15 protein-coding genes are annotated in these 15965 nt (G+C 62.3%); 6 read left to right on the forward strand and 9 right to left on the reverse strand.

Annotation, left to right across the window (positions count from 1 at the left end; genetic code table 11):
* Window positions 1-172: 172 nt before the first annotated feature.
* Window positions 173-1501, reverse strand: coding sequence for a tRNA (N6-isopentenyl adenosine(37)-C2)-methylthiotransferase MiaB (gene miaB / locus BM017_RS21540; RefSeq protein WP_092248168.1), 1329 nt, complete (start codon window positions 1499-1501; stop codon window positions 173-175).
* A gap of 131 nt (window positions 1502-1632) precedes the next feature.
* On the opposite strand from miaB, the gene BM017_RS21545 reads away from it, so the two are divergent.
* The gene (locus BM017_RS21545; protein WP_003194436.1) at window positions 1633-1959 is read left to right on the forward strand and encodes a DUF1820 family protein; all 327 of its coding nucleotides are present in this window, start codon (window positions 1633-1635) and stop codon (window positions 1957-1959) included.
* Between the two features lie 8 nt (window positions 1960-1967).
* Here BM017_RS21545 and BM017_RS21550 read toward each other — a convergent pair whose 3' ends face one another.
* From BM017_RS21550 to BM017_RS21565, 4 genes are all read right to left on the reverse strand, one after another.
* Window positions 1968-2522: a tetratricopeptide repeat protein gene (locus BM017_RS21550; RefSeq protein ID WP_092248171.1), complete on the reverse strand. Its 555-nt coding sequence runs from the start codon at window positions 2520-2522 to the stop codon at window positions 1968-1970.
* 225 nt (window positions 2523-2747) lie between these two features.
* On the reverse strand, window positions 2748-4031 hold the full coding sequence (gene hemL, locus BM017_RS21555; protein ID WP_092248174.1) for a glutamate-1-semialdehyde 2,1-aminomutase: 1284 nt from the start codon (window positions 4029-4031) through the stop codon (window positions 2748-2750).
* 11 nt (window positions 4032-4042) lie between these two features.
* Window positions 4043-4672 carry a thiamine phosphate synthase gene (gene thiE, locus BM017_RS21560; protein ID WP_092248177.1) on the reverse strand — a complete coding sequence of 210 codons (630 nt, stop codon included), beginning with the start codon at window positions 4670-4672 and terminating at the stop codon, window positions 4043-4045.
* 18 nt (window positions 4673-4690) lie between these two features.
* Window positions 4691-5488, reverse strand: a complete 798-nt coding sequence (locus BM017_RS21565; protein WP_092248180.1) for a hydroxymethylpyrimidine/phosphomethylpyrimidine kinase — start codon at window positions 5486-5488, stop codon at window positions 4691-4693.
* Window positions 5489-5763: 275 nt separating this feature from the next.
* Between BM017_RS21565 and BM017_RS21570 the strand changes: the two genes are divergently transcribed.
* The 4 genes from BM017_RS21570 to BM017_RS21585 all read left to right on the forward strand — a co-directional run bounded on the left by BM017_RS21570 (window position 5764) and on the right by BM017_RS21585 (window position 12237).
* Window positions 5764-8154 (forward strand): hybrid sensor histidine kinase/response regulator, encoded by a 2391-nt coding sequence (locus BM017_RS21570; RefSeq protein ID WP_092248183.1) that lies wholly within the window; start codon window positions 5764-5766, stop codon window positions 8152-8154.
* A gap of 69 nt (window positions 8155-8223) precedes the next feature.
* Window positions 8224-9879: an acyl-CoA dehydrogenase family protein gene (locus tag BM017_RS21575; RefSeq protein ID WP_092248186.1), complete on the forward strand. Its 1656-nt coding sequence runs from the start codon at window positions 8224-8226 to the stop codon at window positions 9877-9879.
* A gap of 178 nt (window positions 9880-10057) precedes the next feature.
* A complete protein-coding gene (amn, locus tag BM017_RS21580; protein WP_161630243.1) occupies window positions 10058-11530 on the forward strand; it encodes an AMP nucleosidase in 1473 nt (490 codons plus the stop codon).
* A 71-nt stretch (window positions 11531-11601) separates the two neighbouring features.
* Complete coding sequence (locus tag BM017_RS21585) at window positions 11602-12237, forward strand: pseudouridine synthase (RefSeq protein ID WP_071489914.1); 636 nt, start codon at window positions 11602-11604, stop codon at window positions 12235-12237.
* On the opposite strand, the gene BM017_RS21590 is transcribed toward BM017_RS21585, so the two are convergent.
* Entirely contained in the window at window positions 12232-12441 is a 210-nt protein-coding gene (locus tag BM017_RS21590; RefSeq protein ID WP_025999909.1) for a DUF2788 domain-containing protein, read from the reverse strand. The two genes, BM017_RS21585 and BM017_RS21590, sit on opposite strands and share 6 nt — an antisense overlap.
* A 199-nt stretch (window positions 12442-12640) precedes the next feature.
* A complete protein-coding gene (locus BM017_RS21595; RefSeq protein ID WP_003194418.1) occupies window positions 12641-13120 on the reverse strand; it encodes an Lrp/AsnC family transcriptional regulator in 480 nt (159 codons plus the stop codon).
* Between the two features lie 397 nt (window positions 13121-13517).
* Here BM017_RS21595 and BM017_RS21600 point away from each other — a divergent pair, with 397 nt between their 5' ends.
* Complete coding sequence (locus BM017_RS21600) at window positions 13518-14546, forward strand: DUF6515 family protein (protein ID WP_092248189.1); 1029 nt, start codon at window positions 13518-13520, stop codon at window positions 14544-14546.
* Here the strand turns inward: BM017_RS21600 and BM017_RS21605 are convergent.
* Together BM017_RS21605 and BM017_RS21610 are read right to left on the reverse strand one after the other, a co-directional pair.
* Complete coding sequence (locus BM017_RS21605; RefSeq protein WP_092248192.1) at window positions 14543-15436, reverse strand: cation diffusion facilitator family transporter; 894 nt, start codon at window positions 15434-15436, stop codon at window positions 14543-14545. The genes BM017_RS21600 and BM017_RS21605 overlap by 4 nt on opposite strands.
* 9 nt (window positions 15437-15445) lie before the next feature.
* Complete coding sequence (locus tag BM017_RS21610; protein WP_071489917.1) at window positions 15446-15865, reverse strand: polyribonucleotide nucleotidyltransferase; 420 nt, start codon at window positions 15863-15865, stop codon at window positions 15446-15448.
* Window positions 15866-15965 lie beyond the last annotated feature (100 nt).

Here is a 15965-nt window from a genome sequence, read left to right on the forward strand (position 1 = left end):
GTGAAAGAGAGAATAACGCCAGCTGCCCGTGCGCGAAAGCACTTACGTCATCGGAATGTTGCGCGGTCAGAATGTGGGAGGGCGCTTGCCCCCGATAGCGCCGGTTCAGATAAAACATCTGTGTCTGACACGCCGTCAGCGGGGGCAAGCCCCCTCCCACCTAATCAGGCAATTATTGCCGCAATGACCCGCGCAACGAATGCGGCTGCGCCGCATCGATGTGCACATCGGCAAACTGGCCGATCAGGGTCGGATTATCGCAACGGAAGTTTACGATTCGGTTGTTCTCGGTACGCCCCTGCAATTCGCCCGGGTCTTTTTTCGAATAGTCGGTGACCAGGATGCGCTGGACAGACCCGACCATTTGTCGGCTGATCTCGAAACCCTGCTGGTTCAAGCGGTGTTGCAGCGCATTGAGGCGCTCTTTTTTCAGCGCTTCCGGGGTGTCGTCCGCCAGGTCGGCCGCCGGGGTGCCGGGGCGTTGGCTGTAGACGAACGAATAGGAGAAGTCGAAGCCGACATCTTCGATCAGTTTCATGGTCTGCTCGAAGTCTTTCTCGGTCTCGCCGGGGAAGCCGACGATAAAGTCCGAACTGATGCAGATGCCCGGCACCGCTGCGCGCAATTTGCGCAGTTTGGATTTGTATTCCAGGGCGGTGTGGTTGCGCTTCATGGCCGCCAGGATGCGGTCCGAGCCCGATTGCACCGGCAAGTGCAGGTGCTTGACCAGTTCCGGCACTTCAGCGTGGGCCTGGATCAGGCTGTCGGAGAACTCCAGCGGGTGTGAGGTGGTGTAGCGGATGCGCTCGATACCGTCCACGGCAGCCACCACGCGGATCAGCTCCGCCAGGTCGGCCAGGCGGCCATCCTCGGTCAGGCCGCGGTAGCCATTGACGTTCTGGCCCAGCAGGGTCACTTCGCGCACGCCGTTTTCGGCCAGGTGGATGATTTCCGACAGCACATCGTCAAATGGCCGGCTGACTTCTTCACCGCGTGTGTAGGGCACCACGCAGAAGGTACAGTACTTGCTGCAGCCTTCCATCACCGACACATAGGCGCTTGGCCCATCGATACGGGGTTCGGGCAAGTGGTCGAATTTTTCGATCTCCGGGAACGACACATCCACCTGCGGCAGCTTGGTAGCGCGCGCGGCGTCGATCATTTCCGGCAGGCGGTGCAGGGTCTGCGGGCCGAAGACCACGTCGACATAAGGTGCGCGGTCGCGGATCGCGGCGCCTTCCTGGCTGGCCACGCAACCGCCGACGGCGATCACCATGTCCGGGTTGGCCAGTTTCAATTCGCGCCAGCGGCCCAGCTGCGAGTACACACGGTCCTGGGCCCGCTCGCGGATCGAGCAGGTATTGAGCAGGATCACGTCGGCATCTTCGGCGCGGGCGGTGACTTCCAGGGCCTGGTGTTCGCCCAGCAGATCGACCATGCGCGAGCTGTCGTACTCGTTCATCTGGCAACCGTGGGTTTCGATGTAAAGCTTCTTGGCCATGGGAATCGTCAACTGGTGGTAAAGAACCGCGCATTATAGGGGGCATGCCCATTGGTTCCTAGCGTTGTGCATCGGGTGCCATGCTATAGTTCGCGCCCTCTTTTATATCCCCGATGTGTTGTTCGCCCACCATGACCAAACGTGAAGCTCCAATCTACAAGGTGATTTTCCTCAACCAGGGCCAGGTGTTCGAAATGTACGCCAAGCAGATCTATCAAAGTGATCTGTGGGGTTTCCTGGAGGTGGAAGAGTTCGTCTTTGGCGAGCGCACCCAGTTGGTCGTCGACCCGGGCGAAGAGAAGCTCAAGGCGCAGTTCGAAGGCGTGGTGCGCAGCTTTGTGCCGATGCATTCGATTGTGCGTATCGATGAAGTCGAGCGCCTGGGCACGCCGAAGATCAGCGAGGCGCGGGGCACCAGCAATGTGATGCCATTTCCGATGCCAATGCCGGAGAAGTAAGGCGGCTGTCAGGGCAGCGGTGAGAAGGGCGAACGCCCATCGGCGCTCTGCAGTTCCAGAAGGTAGTTGCGGAAAATCTGGCCCAGCACCTGGGTCGCCACTTCCAGTTCATCGCGCTGCATGTGCTCGGCGACTTCGTCGGCGGTGTCCAGCGCGTCTTCAGCGCCGTTGACCGCGGCCATTTTCAGCACGATGTAGGCCTGGACGTTGTTGGCCGGCACGCCTTCGCCCTTGAAGAACATGTTGCCCAACTGGAATTGCGCTTGGGCATGGCCCTGCAACGACGCTTTCTCGAAGTAGCTCAAGGCCTTGTTGAGGTCGCGGGCAGGGTTCTTGCTGTCGTGGAAGTACTCGCCCAACTCGTATTGCGCCTGCGCATCCCCGCCGTCGGCCTGCTTCTGGCACGCGCTCAGGGGTTCGGCCTGGCTGTCTGGCTGGGTATTGAGGGTGCAACGACCCATCGCTGGGATTAACAACGAGTTGCCGCCTGCTTGTGCATGTGCCAGCAGCGGCTGAAGGAGCAACAGGCAGCCCAGAACCAGGGTGCGGCCGGTGCGTTTCATGGGAATCGACTTACCTCTGACGGGGCACGCGGACCCTCGGGGGATCCAATAAGCGCGCATTATGAAATAAGCAGGCCTCTGCTTACAAAGTCTTTACTCGTTTTTCTGCTGCTTGGGCAAGTTATCTGCCGGATTGCAGGTGAATTCTCGGAAAAACTCGGAAATATCTGTAAGCAAAGTAGCAAATCAGACACCGTTTGCGGGGTGCCTGATGGTTGCGGCCTGTTACTTCAGTGCGGCGAAGGCGCGTTCGGCGGCGTCGAGGGTCAGTTTCAGCTCGGCTTCGCCGTGGGCGATCGAGGTGAAGCCGGCTTCGAAAGCGCTCGGTGCCAGGTATACGCCGCCTTCCAGCATCAGGTGGAAGAAGCGTTTGAACAGACCGGCATCGCTGCCCATTACGTCGTCAAAAGTGACGATATCGTCGGCACCGCTGAAGTACAGGCCGAACATACCGCCCGCCTGGGTGGTGACAAACGGAATGCCGGCGGCATCGGCGCGCTGTTGCAGGCCGTCGAGCAGGCGCGTGGTGTAGTCGGTCAGCTCGGCGTGGAAGCCCGGGCGGCTGATCAGGCGCAGGGTGGTCAAGCCGGCGGCCATGGCCAGTGGGTTACCCGACAAGGTGCCCGCCTGGTACACCGGGCCAAGCGGCGCGATGTGCTGCATGATCTCGCGCTTGCCGCCGAAGCAGCCCACCGGCATGCCGCCGCCGATGATCTTGCCGAAGGTGCTCAGGTCCGGCGTGACGCCGTAGTGCGCCTGGGCGCCGCCGAGGGCGACGCGGAAACCGGTCATCACTTCGTCGAAAATCAGCACCACGCCGTGTTTGTCGCACTGTTCGCGCAGGCCTTCCAGAAAGCCTGGCGCGGGCGGCACGCAGTTCATATTGCCGGCCACCGGCTCGACGATGATGCAGGCCACGTCCTGGCCCACTTCATTGAGCATCTGCTCGACGGCGGCGATGTCGTTGAACGGCAGGGTCAGGGTGTGCTTGGCAAACGCGGCAGGCACGCCCGCCGAGCTAGGGACACCTTGGGTCAGCGCGCCAGAACCGGCCTTGACCAACAGGCTGTCGGAGTGGCCGTGGTAGCAGCCTTCGAACTTGATGATGCTGTCGCGGCCGGTGAAACCACGGGCCAGGCGGATTGCGCTCATGGTGGCTTCGGTGCCGGAGCTGACCATGCGCACCATTTCCATCGACGGCACGATCGAGCAGACCAGGTCCGCCATCTCGGTTTCCATGGCGGTCGGCGCGCCGTAGGACAGGCCGTGTTCCAGTTGCTTGCGCACCGCGTCCAGTACGTCCGGGTGGCTGTGGCCGAGGATCATCGGGCCCCAGGAGCCGACGTAGTCCACGTAGCGCTTGTCATCTTCGTCGGTGACGTAGGCGCCTTCGGCATGCTTGAAGAACAGCGGCGTGCCGCCCACGCTCTTGAACGCACGCACGGGGGAGTTCACACCGCCGGGGATGTGTTTCTGGGCATTGGCAAACAGCGTTTCGGAACGGGACATGATCGGGCTCTCTAAACTGAAATTTTAAGAAGGTCGTTGAACGCACGGGCGCGGCGCGTGACTTCCTGGGTGCTATCGGCGCCAAACAGGCCGTGCACCACCGCCAGCAGGTCGGCACCGTGGGCCACCAGGGGTTCGGCGTTCTCCAGGGTGATGCCGCCGATCACGCAGATCGGCAGCTGCAGGCGCGCACGGGCCAGGGCCAGCATTTCGACGGTGGCGGCCGGGGCGCCGGGCTTGGTACTGGAATTGAAGAAGCGACCGAAGGCGACGTAGCTCGCACCTTCCTTGGCAGCCTGCTCGGCCAGTTCGATCTGGCTGTGGCAGGTGGAACCGATGATGGCCTTGGAGCCGAGCAGGGCACGGGCCGGGGTCAGCGGGCCGTCGGTCTGGCCCAGGTGCACGCCGACGCCGAGGCGCGCGGCCAGTTCGGCGTCGTCGTTGATAATGAGTTGGGTTTTGTAGCGCGAGCACAGCTCCCGCAGCTTTTCTGCTTCACGCAGGCGCCGGGCTTCGTCGCTGCTTTTGTCGCGGTATTGCAGCAGGGTCACGCCACCGTCCAGCGCCGCTTCGACGTAGGCGAGGAATTTGCCGGCCAACAGTTGGCTGTCGGTAATGGCGTAAAGGCCACGTAGTTTCATCAGGCAGGCCTCGTGCTGTTAAGAGCAGAAATCCAGCGGCAGACGGCGCGGCACGAACTGGCCCTGGCCGAGTTGTTCTGCGTCACGCAGGGTGCGCCAAGTGTAGTTGAGGGCCGATTGCACGGCGCTCACCAGGCCTTCGCCCTGGGCGATCCGGCCCGACAGGGCACTGGCCAGCGTGCAGCCCGAACCGTGATAACTGCCAGGCAGGCGCTGGCAGGTAAAGGTCTGGCGCGTGCCGTCGCGGCTGTAGAGGCGGTTGTGTACTTCGTGCTCGTCGCCATGCCCGCCGGTGATCAGCAAATGCCTGATATACGGCAGCAGCTTCTCGGCGCATTCGTCCGCCGAGCCTTCCGGCAGCTCGGCGAGGATGCGCGCTTCGGGCAGGTTCGGCGTGGCGATCAGCGACAACGGCAACAGCCGCTCGCGCATCGCATAACCGACCTCGTCCTTGCCCAGGCTACCGCCGCCACCGGCGCGCAGTACCGGGTCGCACACCACCGGCAGGTGCGGATGCGCCTGCAGCAGTTCGACCACGGTGTCGACCATCGCGGTGGAACCGAGCATGCCGAGCTTGACCGCCGCCACTTCGGAGTCGCCGAGCACGGCATTGGCCTGGGCCAGTACCCATTCGCGGTCGAGCACGCGGAAGTCGCTGACGTTGACCGTGTTCTGCACGGTCAGCGCGGTGACGGCCGGAGCCGCGTGGCAACCCTGGGCGAGCAGGGCTTCGATATCTGCCTGCAAGCCGGCGCCACCACTGGGGTCATGGCCGGAGAGACAGAGGACAACGGGGCGAGAGCTGTAGATATTCATGGTGCGCGAGCTTACCACCAAACGCTTTTGGCGGGGCTGTTGCGCGAAAGAGGATTTTCACCGCGGGTGGAAGGTTTCAGCAATCCAGGTGAGTGCATGAACATTGCTGAAAGCCGCGTTCTAGAGCCTTTCAAAAAATTATTTCAATGGTGTCTAATAGCCTTTAGTGGCTATGCTAGAGTGGATCCAAACTACTAACTGTATTGCCGGTGTACGTCTTCTCAAAAGGAATGGGGGGCTTTTTGACATAACCGGGCAGGCCACGCTGGGGCTCTATGCGCTATTTGCTGATTTTATTGTTGTGCGGGCTGCCGCTGCTCGCCAGCGCCATCGAGTTCAACCAGGACACGCGCAGTCTGCCGCTGGGTCGAGCCTTGCAAGTGCTCGAAGACCCGACCGATGCCCTCACGATCGCCGATGTCAGCGCACCCTCTGCCGTCACGCAGTTCAAGCCCCACGATAAAGACACGCTCAACGCCGGTTACTCACGTTCGGTGTTCTGGCTCAAGGTCAATCTGCACTACCTGCCTCAGAATCCTGAAGCCCAACGCACCTGGTTGCTGGAGCTGGCCTACCCGCCGCTCGACCATCTGGACCTGTACCTGCCCGACAGCACAGGCACCTATCGCCTCGCCGGGCGCACAGGGGATGCGCTGCCGTTTGCCGCCCGTGAGATTCGCCAGAACAACTACCTGTTCAAGCTCGACTTCACGCCGGGCGAAGCGAAAACCGTCTACCTGCGCCTGCAAAGCGAAGGCTCGATCCAGGCGCCCTTGACGCTGTGGTCCAGCACCGCCTACCTGGAACAACAGCCGCTGCGCCTGTATGTGTTGGGCCTGATCTACGGCGTGTTGCTGGGCATGCTGGTGTACAACCTGTTCATCTATCTCAGCGTGCGCGACACCAGCTACCTCTATTACATCCTGTATATCGCTTCATTCGGCATGTACCAGCTGTCGGTCAACGGCGCGGCAGTGGAGTACTTCTGGCCGGACAACCCCTGGTGGGCGAATGCGGCGACGCCGTTCCTGATTGGCTCGGCCGCGTTGTTCGGCAGCCTGTTTGCGCGCAGCTTTCTGCACACGGCCCAGCACAGCCGCTGGATCAACCGTCTGTTGCTGGGGCTGGTGGCGTGTGGCGGTGTGGTGATGCTGCTGTCGTTGATGACCAGCTACGCCCTGGCGCTGCGCCTGGCCACCGGCTTGGCGCTGGTATTTACCGTGACCATCTTTGTCGCGGCCATCAAGGCCTGGTATTGCGGGCAGCGGGTGGCGCGCTATTTCATCATTGCCTGGTCGGCGTTCCTGCTCGGCGGGGTGGTCAATACCCTGATGGTGCTGGGCTACCTGCCGAATGTGTTCCTGACCATGTACGCCAGCCAGATCGGTTCGGCGATCGAAGTAGCGTTGTTGTCCCTGGCCCTGGCCGACCGCATCAACGCAATGCGTGAGCAACAGGCGCAGATCCTGTTCGATGCCAGCCAGAAGCTCGAAGTGCTCAACCAGCAATTGGCCCGCAGCAACCGCCTCAAGGATGAATTCCTCGCCACCCTGACTCACGAACTGCGCACCCCGATGAACGGTGTGATCGGCTCCCTCGAACTCATGCAAACCGTGCCGCTGGATGCGGATCTGGCGCAGTACCAGCAAACCGCCGCCGGCTCGGCGCGGGACATGATGCGCATGGTCAACGGCATCCTTACCCTCACCGAGTTGCAGGCCGGACGCTTGGTTGCACGGCCCGAGGTGTTCAGCCTGCGCGGTACGCTCGACACCTTGCGCCAGCAGTTCAGCGCCAGCGCCCAGAGCAAGGGCCTGGCCTTTTCCATCGATGTGGCGGACGAGCTGCCGGACCGCGTGCTGGGCGATGCCGACAAACTGCTGCAGTGCCTCGATTGCCTGCTGGATAACGCCTTCAAGTTCACCCACGAAGGTTCGGTGCGCCTGCGGGTGGTCGGTGTGCCCCACAGCGATGGTCGCCTTCGCCTGAGTTTTATCGTCACCGACACCGGGATCGGCTTTGCTTTCCTTGATGAAGCCACCCTGTACCAGCGCTTCTTCCAGCTGGATGGCTCCACCACTCGTGAGTACGGCGGCCTGGGCATCGGCCTGGCCATCTGCCGGCAACTGGTCGAACTGCTGGGCGGGCGCCTCACCCATCATTCCGAGCCGCGCAAAGGCAGCCGCTTTCAGCTGGAAGTAGAGGTCAGCCCGGTCCCGTCCGAGTCAAAGCCTGGACCGGACAAACAACGTGCGCCCCAGGAATGCTCGGTGCTGTTGGTGGATGACAACAGCGTCGGCCAATTGGCGGTGCGCGGTATGTTGCTCAAGCTCGGTTACCGGGTGAAAACCGTGGACAGCGGCCCGAGCGCGCTGGCGGCGTTGCAGGCAGCGGATTTCGATGCAGTGCTGTTGGATGTTCCAGAAGGCGGTTTCTCGTTGTGCTGTCAGATTCGTGCGTTGCCTGGCTGCGGCGAATTACCGGTGATCGCCTTGAGCTCGTCACTGAATGTGTCGGAGCGCGAGGGCTGCCATGGCATCGGGATTTCCGAGCGCCTGGCCAAGCCTGTACGTTTCGAGGCGTTGCAGGTGGTGTTGGAGCGTCGGTTGTTGTGCCCGTTAGAGGGCAAAAGCGCCGGACAATCGGCGGGTATGTCACTTTTTTAAGCGGTATGACGGTGCTTAACTGAAATGCAGGCCTCAACTGAACGTGGCCTTTTTTCTTGGAGGCCCGTCATGAATCTGCATCAATTCGCCGAAACCCACGACGTCACCAACCAACCGCCGTCCCTGGACGGCACCAACCTGTACCGTATCGATCTGCCCCTGCAGGAATGGTCGCGCCGCTTTGGCGCCGGCTGGGCGCAGGCGCGTATCGACGCCTACGGTGCGTTGGCGGGCGGGCCGTTGATGGAAGCCGGGTTCCTGGCCAACCAGAACAAGCCGGTGTTCAACAGCCATGACCGTTATGGTCGTCGCATCGACCTCGTGGAATTTCACCCGGCTTATCACGAGCTGATGCGCACCGCCGTCGAACACGGCCTGCCGTCACTGCCCTGGGCCCATCCGCAGTCCGGCGCCCACGTGGCCCGCGCCGCCATGACCTACCTGCACAGCCAGGCCGAAGCGGGCACCGGCTGTCCGCTGACCATGACCTTCGCCTGTGTGCCGGCGCTGCGTTTGCAGCCGGACCTGGCCGATATCTGGCTGCCGAAAGTCCTCGGCACCCAATACGATTCGCGCAACGTTGGCATCGCCCACAAGGCCGGTGCCACCATCGGCATGGCCATGACTGAGAAGCAGGGCGGCACCGATGTGCGTGCCAACACCACCCGGGCATATCCGGTGGGCGCTGGCGGGCCAGGGCAGGCCTATGAACTGGTGGGCCACAAGTGGTTCTGTTCGGCACCGATGTGTGATGCGTTCTTGACCCTGGCGCAAACCGACAAGGGCCTCACCTGTTTCCTGCTGCCCCGGCACCGTCCGGATGACACACGCAACGAGTTCTACATCCAGCGCCTGAAAAACAAACTCGGCAACTGCTCCAACGCTTCCAGCGAAGTCGAATTCCGTGGCGCCCTGGCCTGGATGATCGGCGAAGAAGGCCGTGGCGTGCCGACCATCATCGAGATGGTCGCCATGACTCGCTTCGATTGCATGGTCGGCTCCAGCGCCCTGATGCGCCAGGCGCTGACCCAGGCCAGCCATCATTGTGCCCATCGTTCGGTCGGCGGCCGCGTGCTCAGCGAGCAGCCGTTGATGCAGAACGTGCTGGCGGACCTGGCGCTGGAAAGCGAATCCGCACTGGCCCTGAGCCTGCGCATGGGCCGTGCGCTGGATCATCTGGACGATGAACAGGAAGCCAAGTTCGCCCGGCTGGTGACGGCGGTGGGCAAGTATTGGATCTGCAAACGTGCGCCAGCGATGATCAACGAGGCCGCTGAGTGCATGGGCGGCGCGGGGTATGTGGAAGACAGCATTCTGCCGCGCCTGTACCGTGAGGCACCGGTGAACTCGACGTGGGAAGGGTCCGGCAATGTGCAGTGCCTGGACGTGCTGCGGGCGTTGTCGAAAGAGCCGGGCGTGCTGGAGGCGCTGTTTGTCGAACTGGGCGATGGGCACGGCGACCGGCAGCTGGCGCGGCATATCGAGCAGTTGAAGTCGGCATTCATGGATACCCAGGACATCCAGTACCGTGCGCGGCAACTCACCGAAGACATCGCCGTGGCATTGCAGGCCAAATTGTTGCTGGAGGCGGGGAATGCGGCGGTGAGTGATGGGTTTATTGCCAGTCGGTTGGGTGGCTTGTCTGGCCGTGTGTATGGAACCTTGCCACGCGGCGTAGATGTGGAGGCTCTCATCGCCCGTTCCACCCCCAATCTATCGGACTAAAATGCGGTAAACATGTGGGAGGGGGCTTGCCCCCGATAGCGGTGTGTCAGCGATAGATGTGTTGGCTGACAGTCAGCTATCGGGGCAAGCCCCCTCCCACATTTACCGCATTCCAACTCTGGTGTTTCGGTGAGGCCGGTATACAGGCAAGATAAAGGCCTGCAAGTCAGAACACAGGATGCTTACCGTGACCGAAGCTTTTGTTGTCGTTCAAACCGCTGAAGAAGCCGTGGACCGGCTGGCGGCCCTGCACGAGCGTGCCACTGGCGCGCTCAATCAAGCCCTCAAGCAATACCTCAAAGACCGCGTCGAGCCCGACGCCGAACAACGTGCGCTGTTTCGCTACCCGGAACTGCGCCTGACCTACCATTGCCACGGCGAAGTCCCACAGACCACCCGGGCGTATGCCAAGGTCCAGTTGCCGGGAACCTACAGCGTCACCGTCACCCATCCTGCGGCGTTCCGTAAATACCTGCTGGAGCAACTGGTGCCGTTGATGCACGACTTCACCGTGACCGTGGAAGTCGGCGTGAGCCAGCAGAACATCCCGTACCCGTACGTGGTGGAGCAGGGCGACGAACTGGCCGGTTCCGGCGTGACCGCCGCGACCCTGGCCCGTGTATTCCCCAGCACCGACCTGTCGGCCGCCACCGATGGCATCGCCGACGGCTTGTACGACTGGGAAAACACCGACCCACTGCCCCTGGCACTGTTCGATGCGGCCCGCGTGGACTTCTCCCTGCGCCGCCTGGTGCACTACACCGGCAGCGACTGGCGCCATGTGCAGCCGTGGATCCTGCTGACCAACTACCACCGGTATGTCGACCAGTTCATCCTGCATGGCCTGGAGCAACTGCGCAGCGACCCGCGCTTTATCCGCATGGTGCTGCCGGGCAACGTGGTGATCGACAAGAGCATGGATCACGGCGAGGCGTCGGCAATTGCCGCCGGTGTGGTGTGGCACCGTTACCAGATGCCGGCCTATCACCTGCAGGCCACTGATGGCCATGGCGTGACCCTGGTGAACATCGGCGTCGGCCCGTCCAACGCCAAGAACATCACCGACCACTTGGCCGTGCTGCGTCCGCATTGCTGGCTGATGATCGGCCACTGCGGCGGCCTGCGCCAATCCCAGACCATCGGCGACTACGTACTGGCGCACGCCTACATGCGCCGCGACGGTATTCTCGACCGCGTGGTGCCGCCGAACATCCCGATCCCGGCGCTGGCTGAAGTGCAGCTTGCGTTGCAGCAAGCGGCGGCTAACGTTACCGGCGAAAAAGGCGAAGAGCTGAAAAAACGCCTGCGTACCGGCACCGTGTTGACCTACGACGACCGTAACTGGGAACTGCGCTGGGCCCAGGAACGCCCACTGATCAACCTGTCCCGCGCCGTGGCCGTGGACATGGAGAGCGGCACCATCGCCGCGCAAGGCTATCGTTTGCGGGTGCCGTACGGCACCTTGTTGTGTGTATCGGACAAACCGCTGCACAGCGAAATCAAGCTGCCGGGTTCGGCCAACGCGTTCTATGAGCGTGCGGTCAGCCAGCACTTGAAGATCGGCATCGAGGCGGTGGACCTGTTGCGCACCGAACTCAACTCGCTGCACTCGCGCAAACTGCGCAGCTTCGACGAGCCGCCGTTCCGCTAAGCGGTTGGGATGGTCATTTAACGGTCAGGCCACTAGCATTGTCGGTCCTGACCGTTAGATGTTCCTTTGCCATGTCCCGTCCCACCCGTCCCGATTCGCGCCGCCCTGGCGTGAAACCCCCGTATTCCGCTGCGCGGCGTGTCGCCAAGGCGCCTCCGGCCGAACCGAAGTTGATCCTGTTCAATAAACCGTTCGATGTGCTGACCCAGTTCAGCGACGAAGGCGGCCGCGCGACGCTCAAGGATTTCATCGATATTCCCGGCATCTACCCGGCGGGCCGTTTGGACCGTGACAGCGAAGGCCTGCTGCTGCTGACCAATGACGGCCAGTTGCAGGCACGGATTGCCGATCCCAAACATAAACTGGCGAAAACCTACTGGGTGCAGGTGGAAGGCGAACCCACCGAAGAACAGTTGCAACGCCTGCGCAAAGGCGTCGAACTGAACGACGGCATGACCTTGCCCGCCGAGGCTCGGCAGTTGGATGAGCCCGAGCTGTGGCCGCGCAACCCGCCCGTGCGCTTTCGCAAAAGCGTCCCGACGCATTGGCTGGAACTGGTCATTCGTGAGGGGCGCAACCGACAGGTACGGCGCATGACCGCTGCTGTCGGTTTGCCTACTTTGCGTCTGGTGCGCGTGCGGATTGGCGATTGGTCGATCGACGGCCTGGACCAAGGCCAGTGGAAGGAAGTGCCGGCGCGCTTATAAGGCGCCGGACTCGATCAGGCCGATCACCACGCTCTTGATGATGAACGCGGCCACGCCCAGGCCCAGCACGAAGAACAGAATGAACGAGCCAAAGCGCCCGGCCTTGGACTTCTTCGCCAGATCCCAGACGATAAAACCCATGAAAATGATCAGGATCGTGACCAGGCCGGTCATCATCCATTCTTCGAAGAGGGCGGGGTCGATGTTGTTCATGGGGGATTTTTCCGACAGGGCAGGCGGGCAGTATACGGCAGCGTTACCGACGCAACATTGACCTGGATCGAAGTGCAATCCAAATGTGGGAGGGGGCTTGCCCCCGATAGCGGTGGGTCAGTTGATAAATAACTGACTGACACTCAGCCATCGGGGGCAAGCCCCCTCCCACATTTGACCTTCACCGATCTTAAGTGCGCAGGTGGGTCAGGGGCAGTTCGGTGCTGTTCAATACCTGATTGAGCACAAAGCTGGAGCGCACGCTGGTCACACCTTCGATGCGGGTCAAGTGTCCGAGCAGCAATTTCTGGTAGTGGTCCATGTCCGGCACCACCACCTTCAACTGATAGTCCGCATCCATCCCCGTCACCAAACTGCACTCCAGCACCTGGGGCAGGGTGCGGATCGCCGCCTCGAAGTTCTCGAAACGCTCGGGGGTATGGCGGTCCATGCCGATCAGCACGTAGGCGGTCAGGCTCAGGCCGAGCATCTTTCGGTCGAGCAACGCGACCTGGCGGGCGATGTAGCCGTCATCCTCCAGTTGCTTGACCCGGCGTGAGCAGGGCGACGGCGACAGGCCGATGCGTTCGGCCAACTCCTGGTTGGAGATCCTCGCGTCGCGCTGCAATTCCGCCAAAATACTCAGGTCGTATCGGTCAAGCTTGCTCATTGGGTTGGCCTTTGTCGTAACTATTGCGGCGAATTATCCATGAAGGGTTAAAAATTGCGCAAGCACTGTTTATTGACGCAATCTTCGCAATCATCTGTCGGCCGTCTACGGGTATCTTTATCAACAGAATCACCGCCTGGACAACAGTCCACAGCAGCCCGCCCAATCAGGCTCGCTGCGGCCGCTACCCCAGCAGGGTTGAGCCGGCCTCCAGGCTGCACACTGTCCACAAGACGGCGTGAGGTGAGCCAACGTCAAAAGCGTTGAGCCAGGACGAAGTTCTCAAGGGGTGGCCGACGGGTCACCCCTTTTCTTTTGCCTGCTGATAACCTGTGCGAGAACCGGGCCTGGCTTTTCCAGTCTCATGGACAGGCCCTAATCCGCAGTGAGGAATAGCATGAAGCGCATCTGGCGTATGGCAGGTGTAGGTTTGCTGGTGGTCACCGTTGGCGCCCAGGCAGTGGCCGACGAACGTGACAACGGGCCGCGTGGTGAAGGCGGTGGTCAGCATGAAAGAGGGCCGGAGGGCGGACGGCCAGGGGGCAATGAACAGCCGCGCCCGCAGAGCAACCCGCCACGGCCGGAGAACAATCAGCCACGCCCGCAGAATCAGCACTTTGATCGCGGCGGCCAGAACGGTGGCGGCCAATGGCAGGGACGTCCCCAGGGCAATGAGCAGGGGCGGCCGGTGCAACCCCCACCGCCACAACCGTCGAACAACCTGCCGATCCAGGGCCGCCCCGACACCGTACGCCAGACCCAGGAGCCCCGTCAGGGCTACTACCGCGACATCCCGCGCCGCAATGACGGCAATCAACACTGGGAAGCCGGCGGGCCCGGCTCGCGTCCCGGCGACAACCGCTGGCCAGGGCGCCCCGACGGTCATGGCAATGGCTGGGGCCTCGGCCCGCAACATCGCCCGGGCTATGTGATCGACCGTTTCCCCGACCGCAACTACCGTGTGCCTTACCGTGGCCAGGATTACTTCTACTCCGGCGGCTATTGGTATCGCCCGCAAGGCCCGCGTTATGTGGTGGTGACGCCACCGTACGGCATCCGTGTGCATTACCTGCCGGACTACGCGCGTGAAGTGTGGGTGGGTGGCGCGCTGTTCTTCCTCGCCGCAGGTGCCTATTACACCTACGAAAGCAGCTCCCAGCAGTACGTGGTCGTGCAACCACCGACGCAGGTGCCGCCGCCGCCCGCGCCGCAAGGCAATGGCTATGACGTGGTGGCGTACCCCGTCAACGGCCAGTCGCCGGCCCAGGTGCAGCAGGACGGTTATGACTGCTATCGCTGGGCGGTGCAGCAAAGCGGTTTCGACCCGCAGCAAGTGACCTACGCCCCCGACCCGGCAGTGGTGCAAACCTATCGCCAGGCCCAGGGCAACTGCCTGAGCAGTCGCGGCTATCAGGTGCAGTACTAGGGTTTATTGCCCGTGACCACTTCCCGTGGGTCGGCGTGCACCAGCACTTCGGCACGCGGGTAGGCTTTGTGAATGGCATTGGCGGCCTGGTCGCTGATGCCGTGGGCCACTGACAGCGTCAATTCCCCCGGCAATTCCAGGTGCAGCTGTACGAACCAGTGGCTGCCGGAAATCCGCGTGCGCAAATCATGGGCGCCCAACACTCCGGGCACACCACGGGCCAGTTCCAGCATGTGCTGGCTGACCTCCGGCGGCAGCTCCTCGTCCATCAGTACCGCAAAACTTTCCCGGGCGATCTGGATCGCGCTCCACAAGATATAGGCGGCAATGCCCAGGCCGAACCAGGCGTCCACCTGATGGTAGCCAAACCCTGCCAGCACCAGCGCCACCAGGATGCTGCCGTTGAGCAGCAGGTCCGAGCGATAGTGCAGTGAGTCGGCGCGCACGGCGTTGGAGCCGGTTTCGCGGATCACCCGGTGTTGCAGCATCAACAAGGCCACGGTCAGGACCAGGGAAAACACAATCACGCCAATGCTCAGCCACGGTGCGCCGACCGGCTCCGGGTGTTGCAGGCGCTGGTAGGCCTGGAACGCGATCAACACCGCACTGACGCCGATAAATAGCGCCTGGGCCATGCCGGACAGCGACTCAGCCTTGCCATGCCCATAGCGGTGATCGTCATCGGCCGGACGCAAGGCGTAGTGCACCGCGAGCAAATTCAACAGCGAGGTCACGCCGTCCAACAGCGAATCGGTCAAGCCGGCGAGCATGCTCACCGAGCCGCTGAGCCACCAGGCGATGGCCTTGGTGATAATCAGCGCACAGGCCACGCCCACCGAAGCGCGGGTGGCCAGGCGCAAGAGCCTGGCGTGTTCGGGACTGCTGGTCATGGACGGTCCTTATGCGGCGGGTTGCAGGCCCAGGGACGCGAGTTGCTGCACACTGCCCTTGAACTGGATCATGCGCGGGTCGTCCAGCGGCAGGCTGCGGCCGGTTTCCTTCTGGATGATGCTTTGCAGCTTGGCATTGTCGACCTTGCCGTCGGCGCCAATGGCGTCGTGGAGTTTGGCCGGGTCGACCTGGGCAGTCTTGCCCGGTTCGAAATAGATGGCGCCGGTGGCGAAGTCCACGCCGAACGCGATCAGGCCGGGGATCACATAGAACAGCAGGCCCACGGCGTCGAGCACGGCGATGGTCGGGTCGATCTTGCCGTCGATCTGGCCACGGCGGTCGGGGTAGAAAATCGACCCGCAGGCGGTGAGTTGGCTCAGCAGGGTGACGGCGAGGACACCGCCGATGACACGGGAAGCGATACGCATGGGGACTCTCCTGAACACGGTGGATACGCGACTATATAGCAACGGCCTTACAGCAATGGCCTTGAGACCATCGTCGGCATTCGGCAGTTCGCCGTTATAC

Source organism: Pseudomonas sp. NFPP04 (assembly GCF_900113815.1).
Classification (GTDB): domain Bacteria; phylum Pseudomonadota; class Gammaproteobacteria; order Pseudomonadales; family Pseudomonadaceae; genus Aquipseudomonas; species Aquipseudomonas extremorientalis.

Excerpts from the sequence above, each read along its gene's own strand:
- BM017_RS21610 (WP_071489917.1), bottom strand. The coding sequence starts at position 15,865 with ATGCGTATCGCTTCCCGTGTCATCGGCGGTGTCCTCGCCGTCACCCTG.
- BM017_RS21575 (WP_092248186.1), top strand. The coding sequence starts at position 8,224 with ATGAATCTGCATCAATTCGCCGAAACCCACGACGTCACCAACCAACCG.
- BM017_RS21585 (WP_071489914.1), top strand. The coding sequence starts at position 11,602 with ATGTCCCGTCCCACCCGTCCCGATTCGCGCCGCCCTGGCGTGAAACCC.
- BM017_RS21595 (WP_003194418.1), bottom strand. The coding sequence starts at position 13,120 with ATGAGCAAGCTTGACCGATACGACCTGAGTATTTTGGCGGAATTGCAG.
- amn (WP_161630243.1), top strand. The coding sequence starts at position 10,058 with ATGCTTACCGTGACCGAAGCTTTTGTTGTCGTTCAAACCGCTGAAGAA.
- hemL (WP_092248174.1), bottom strand. The coding sequence starts at position 4,031 with ATGTCCCGTTCCGAAACGCTGTTTGCCAATGCCCAGAAACACATCCCC.
- BM017_RS21550 (WP_092248171.1), bottom strand. The coding sequence starts at position 2,522 with ATGAAACGCACCGGCCGCACCCTGGTTCTGGGCTGCCTGTTGCTCCTT.
- thiE (WP_092248177.1), bottom strand. The coding sequence starts at position 4,672 with ATGAAACTACGTGGCCTTTACGCCATTACCGACAGCCAACTGTTGGCC.
- BM017_RS21605 (WP_092248192.1), bottom strand. The coding sequence starts at position 15,436 with ATGACCAGCAGTCCCGAACACGCCAGGCTCTTGCGCCTGGCCACCCGC.
- BM017_RS21570 (WP_092248183.1), top strand. The coding sequence starts at position 5,764 with ATGCGCTATTTGCTGATTTTATTGTTGTGCGGGCTGCCGCTGCTCGCC.
- miaB (WP_092248168.1), bottom strand. The coding sequence starts at position 1,501 with ATGGCCAAGAAGCTTTACATCGAAACCCACGGTTGCCAGATGAACGAG.
- BM017_RS21600 (WP_092248189.1), top strand. The coding sequence starts at position 13,518 with ATGAAGCGCATCTGGCGTATGGCAGGTGTAGGTTTGCTGGTGGTCACC.
- BM017_RS21565 (WP_092248180.1), bottom strand. The coding sequence starts at position 5,488 with ATGAATATCTACAGCTCTCGCCCCGTTGTCCTCTGTCTCTCCGGCCAT.
- BM017_RS21545 (WP_003194436.1), top strand. The coding sequence starts at position 1,633 with ATGACCAAACGTGAAGCTCCAATCTACAAGGTGATTTTCCTCAACCAG.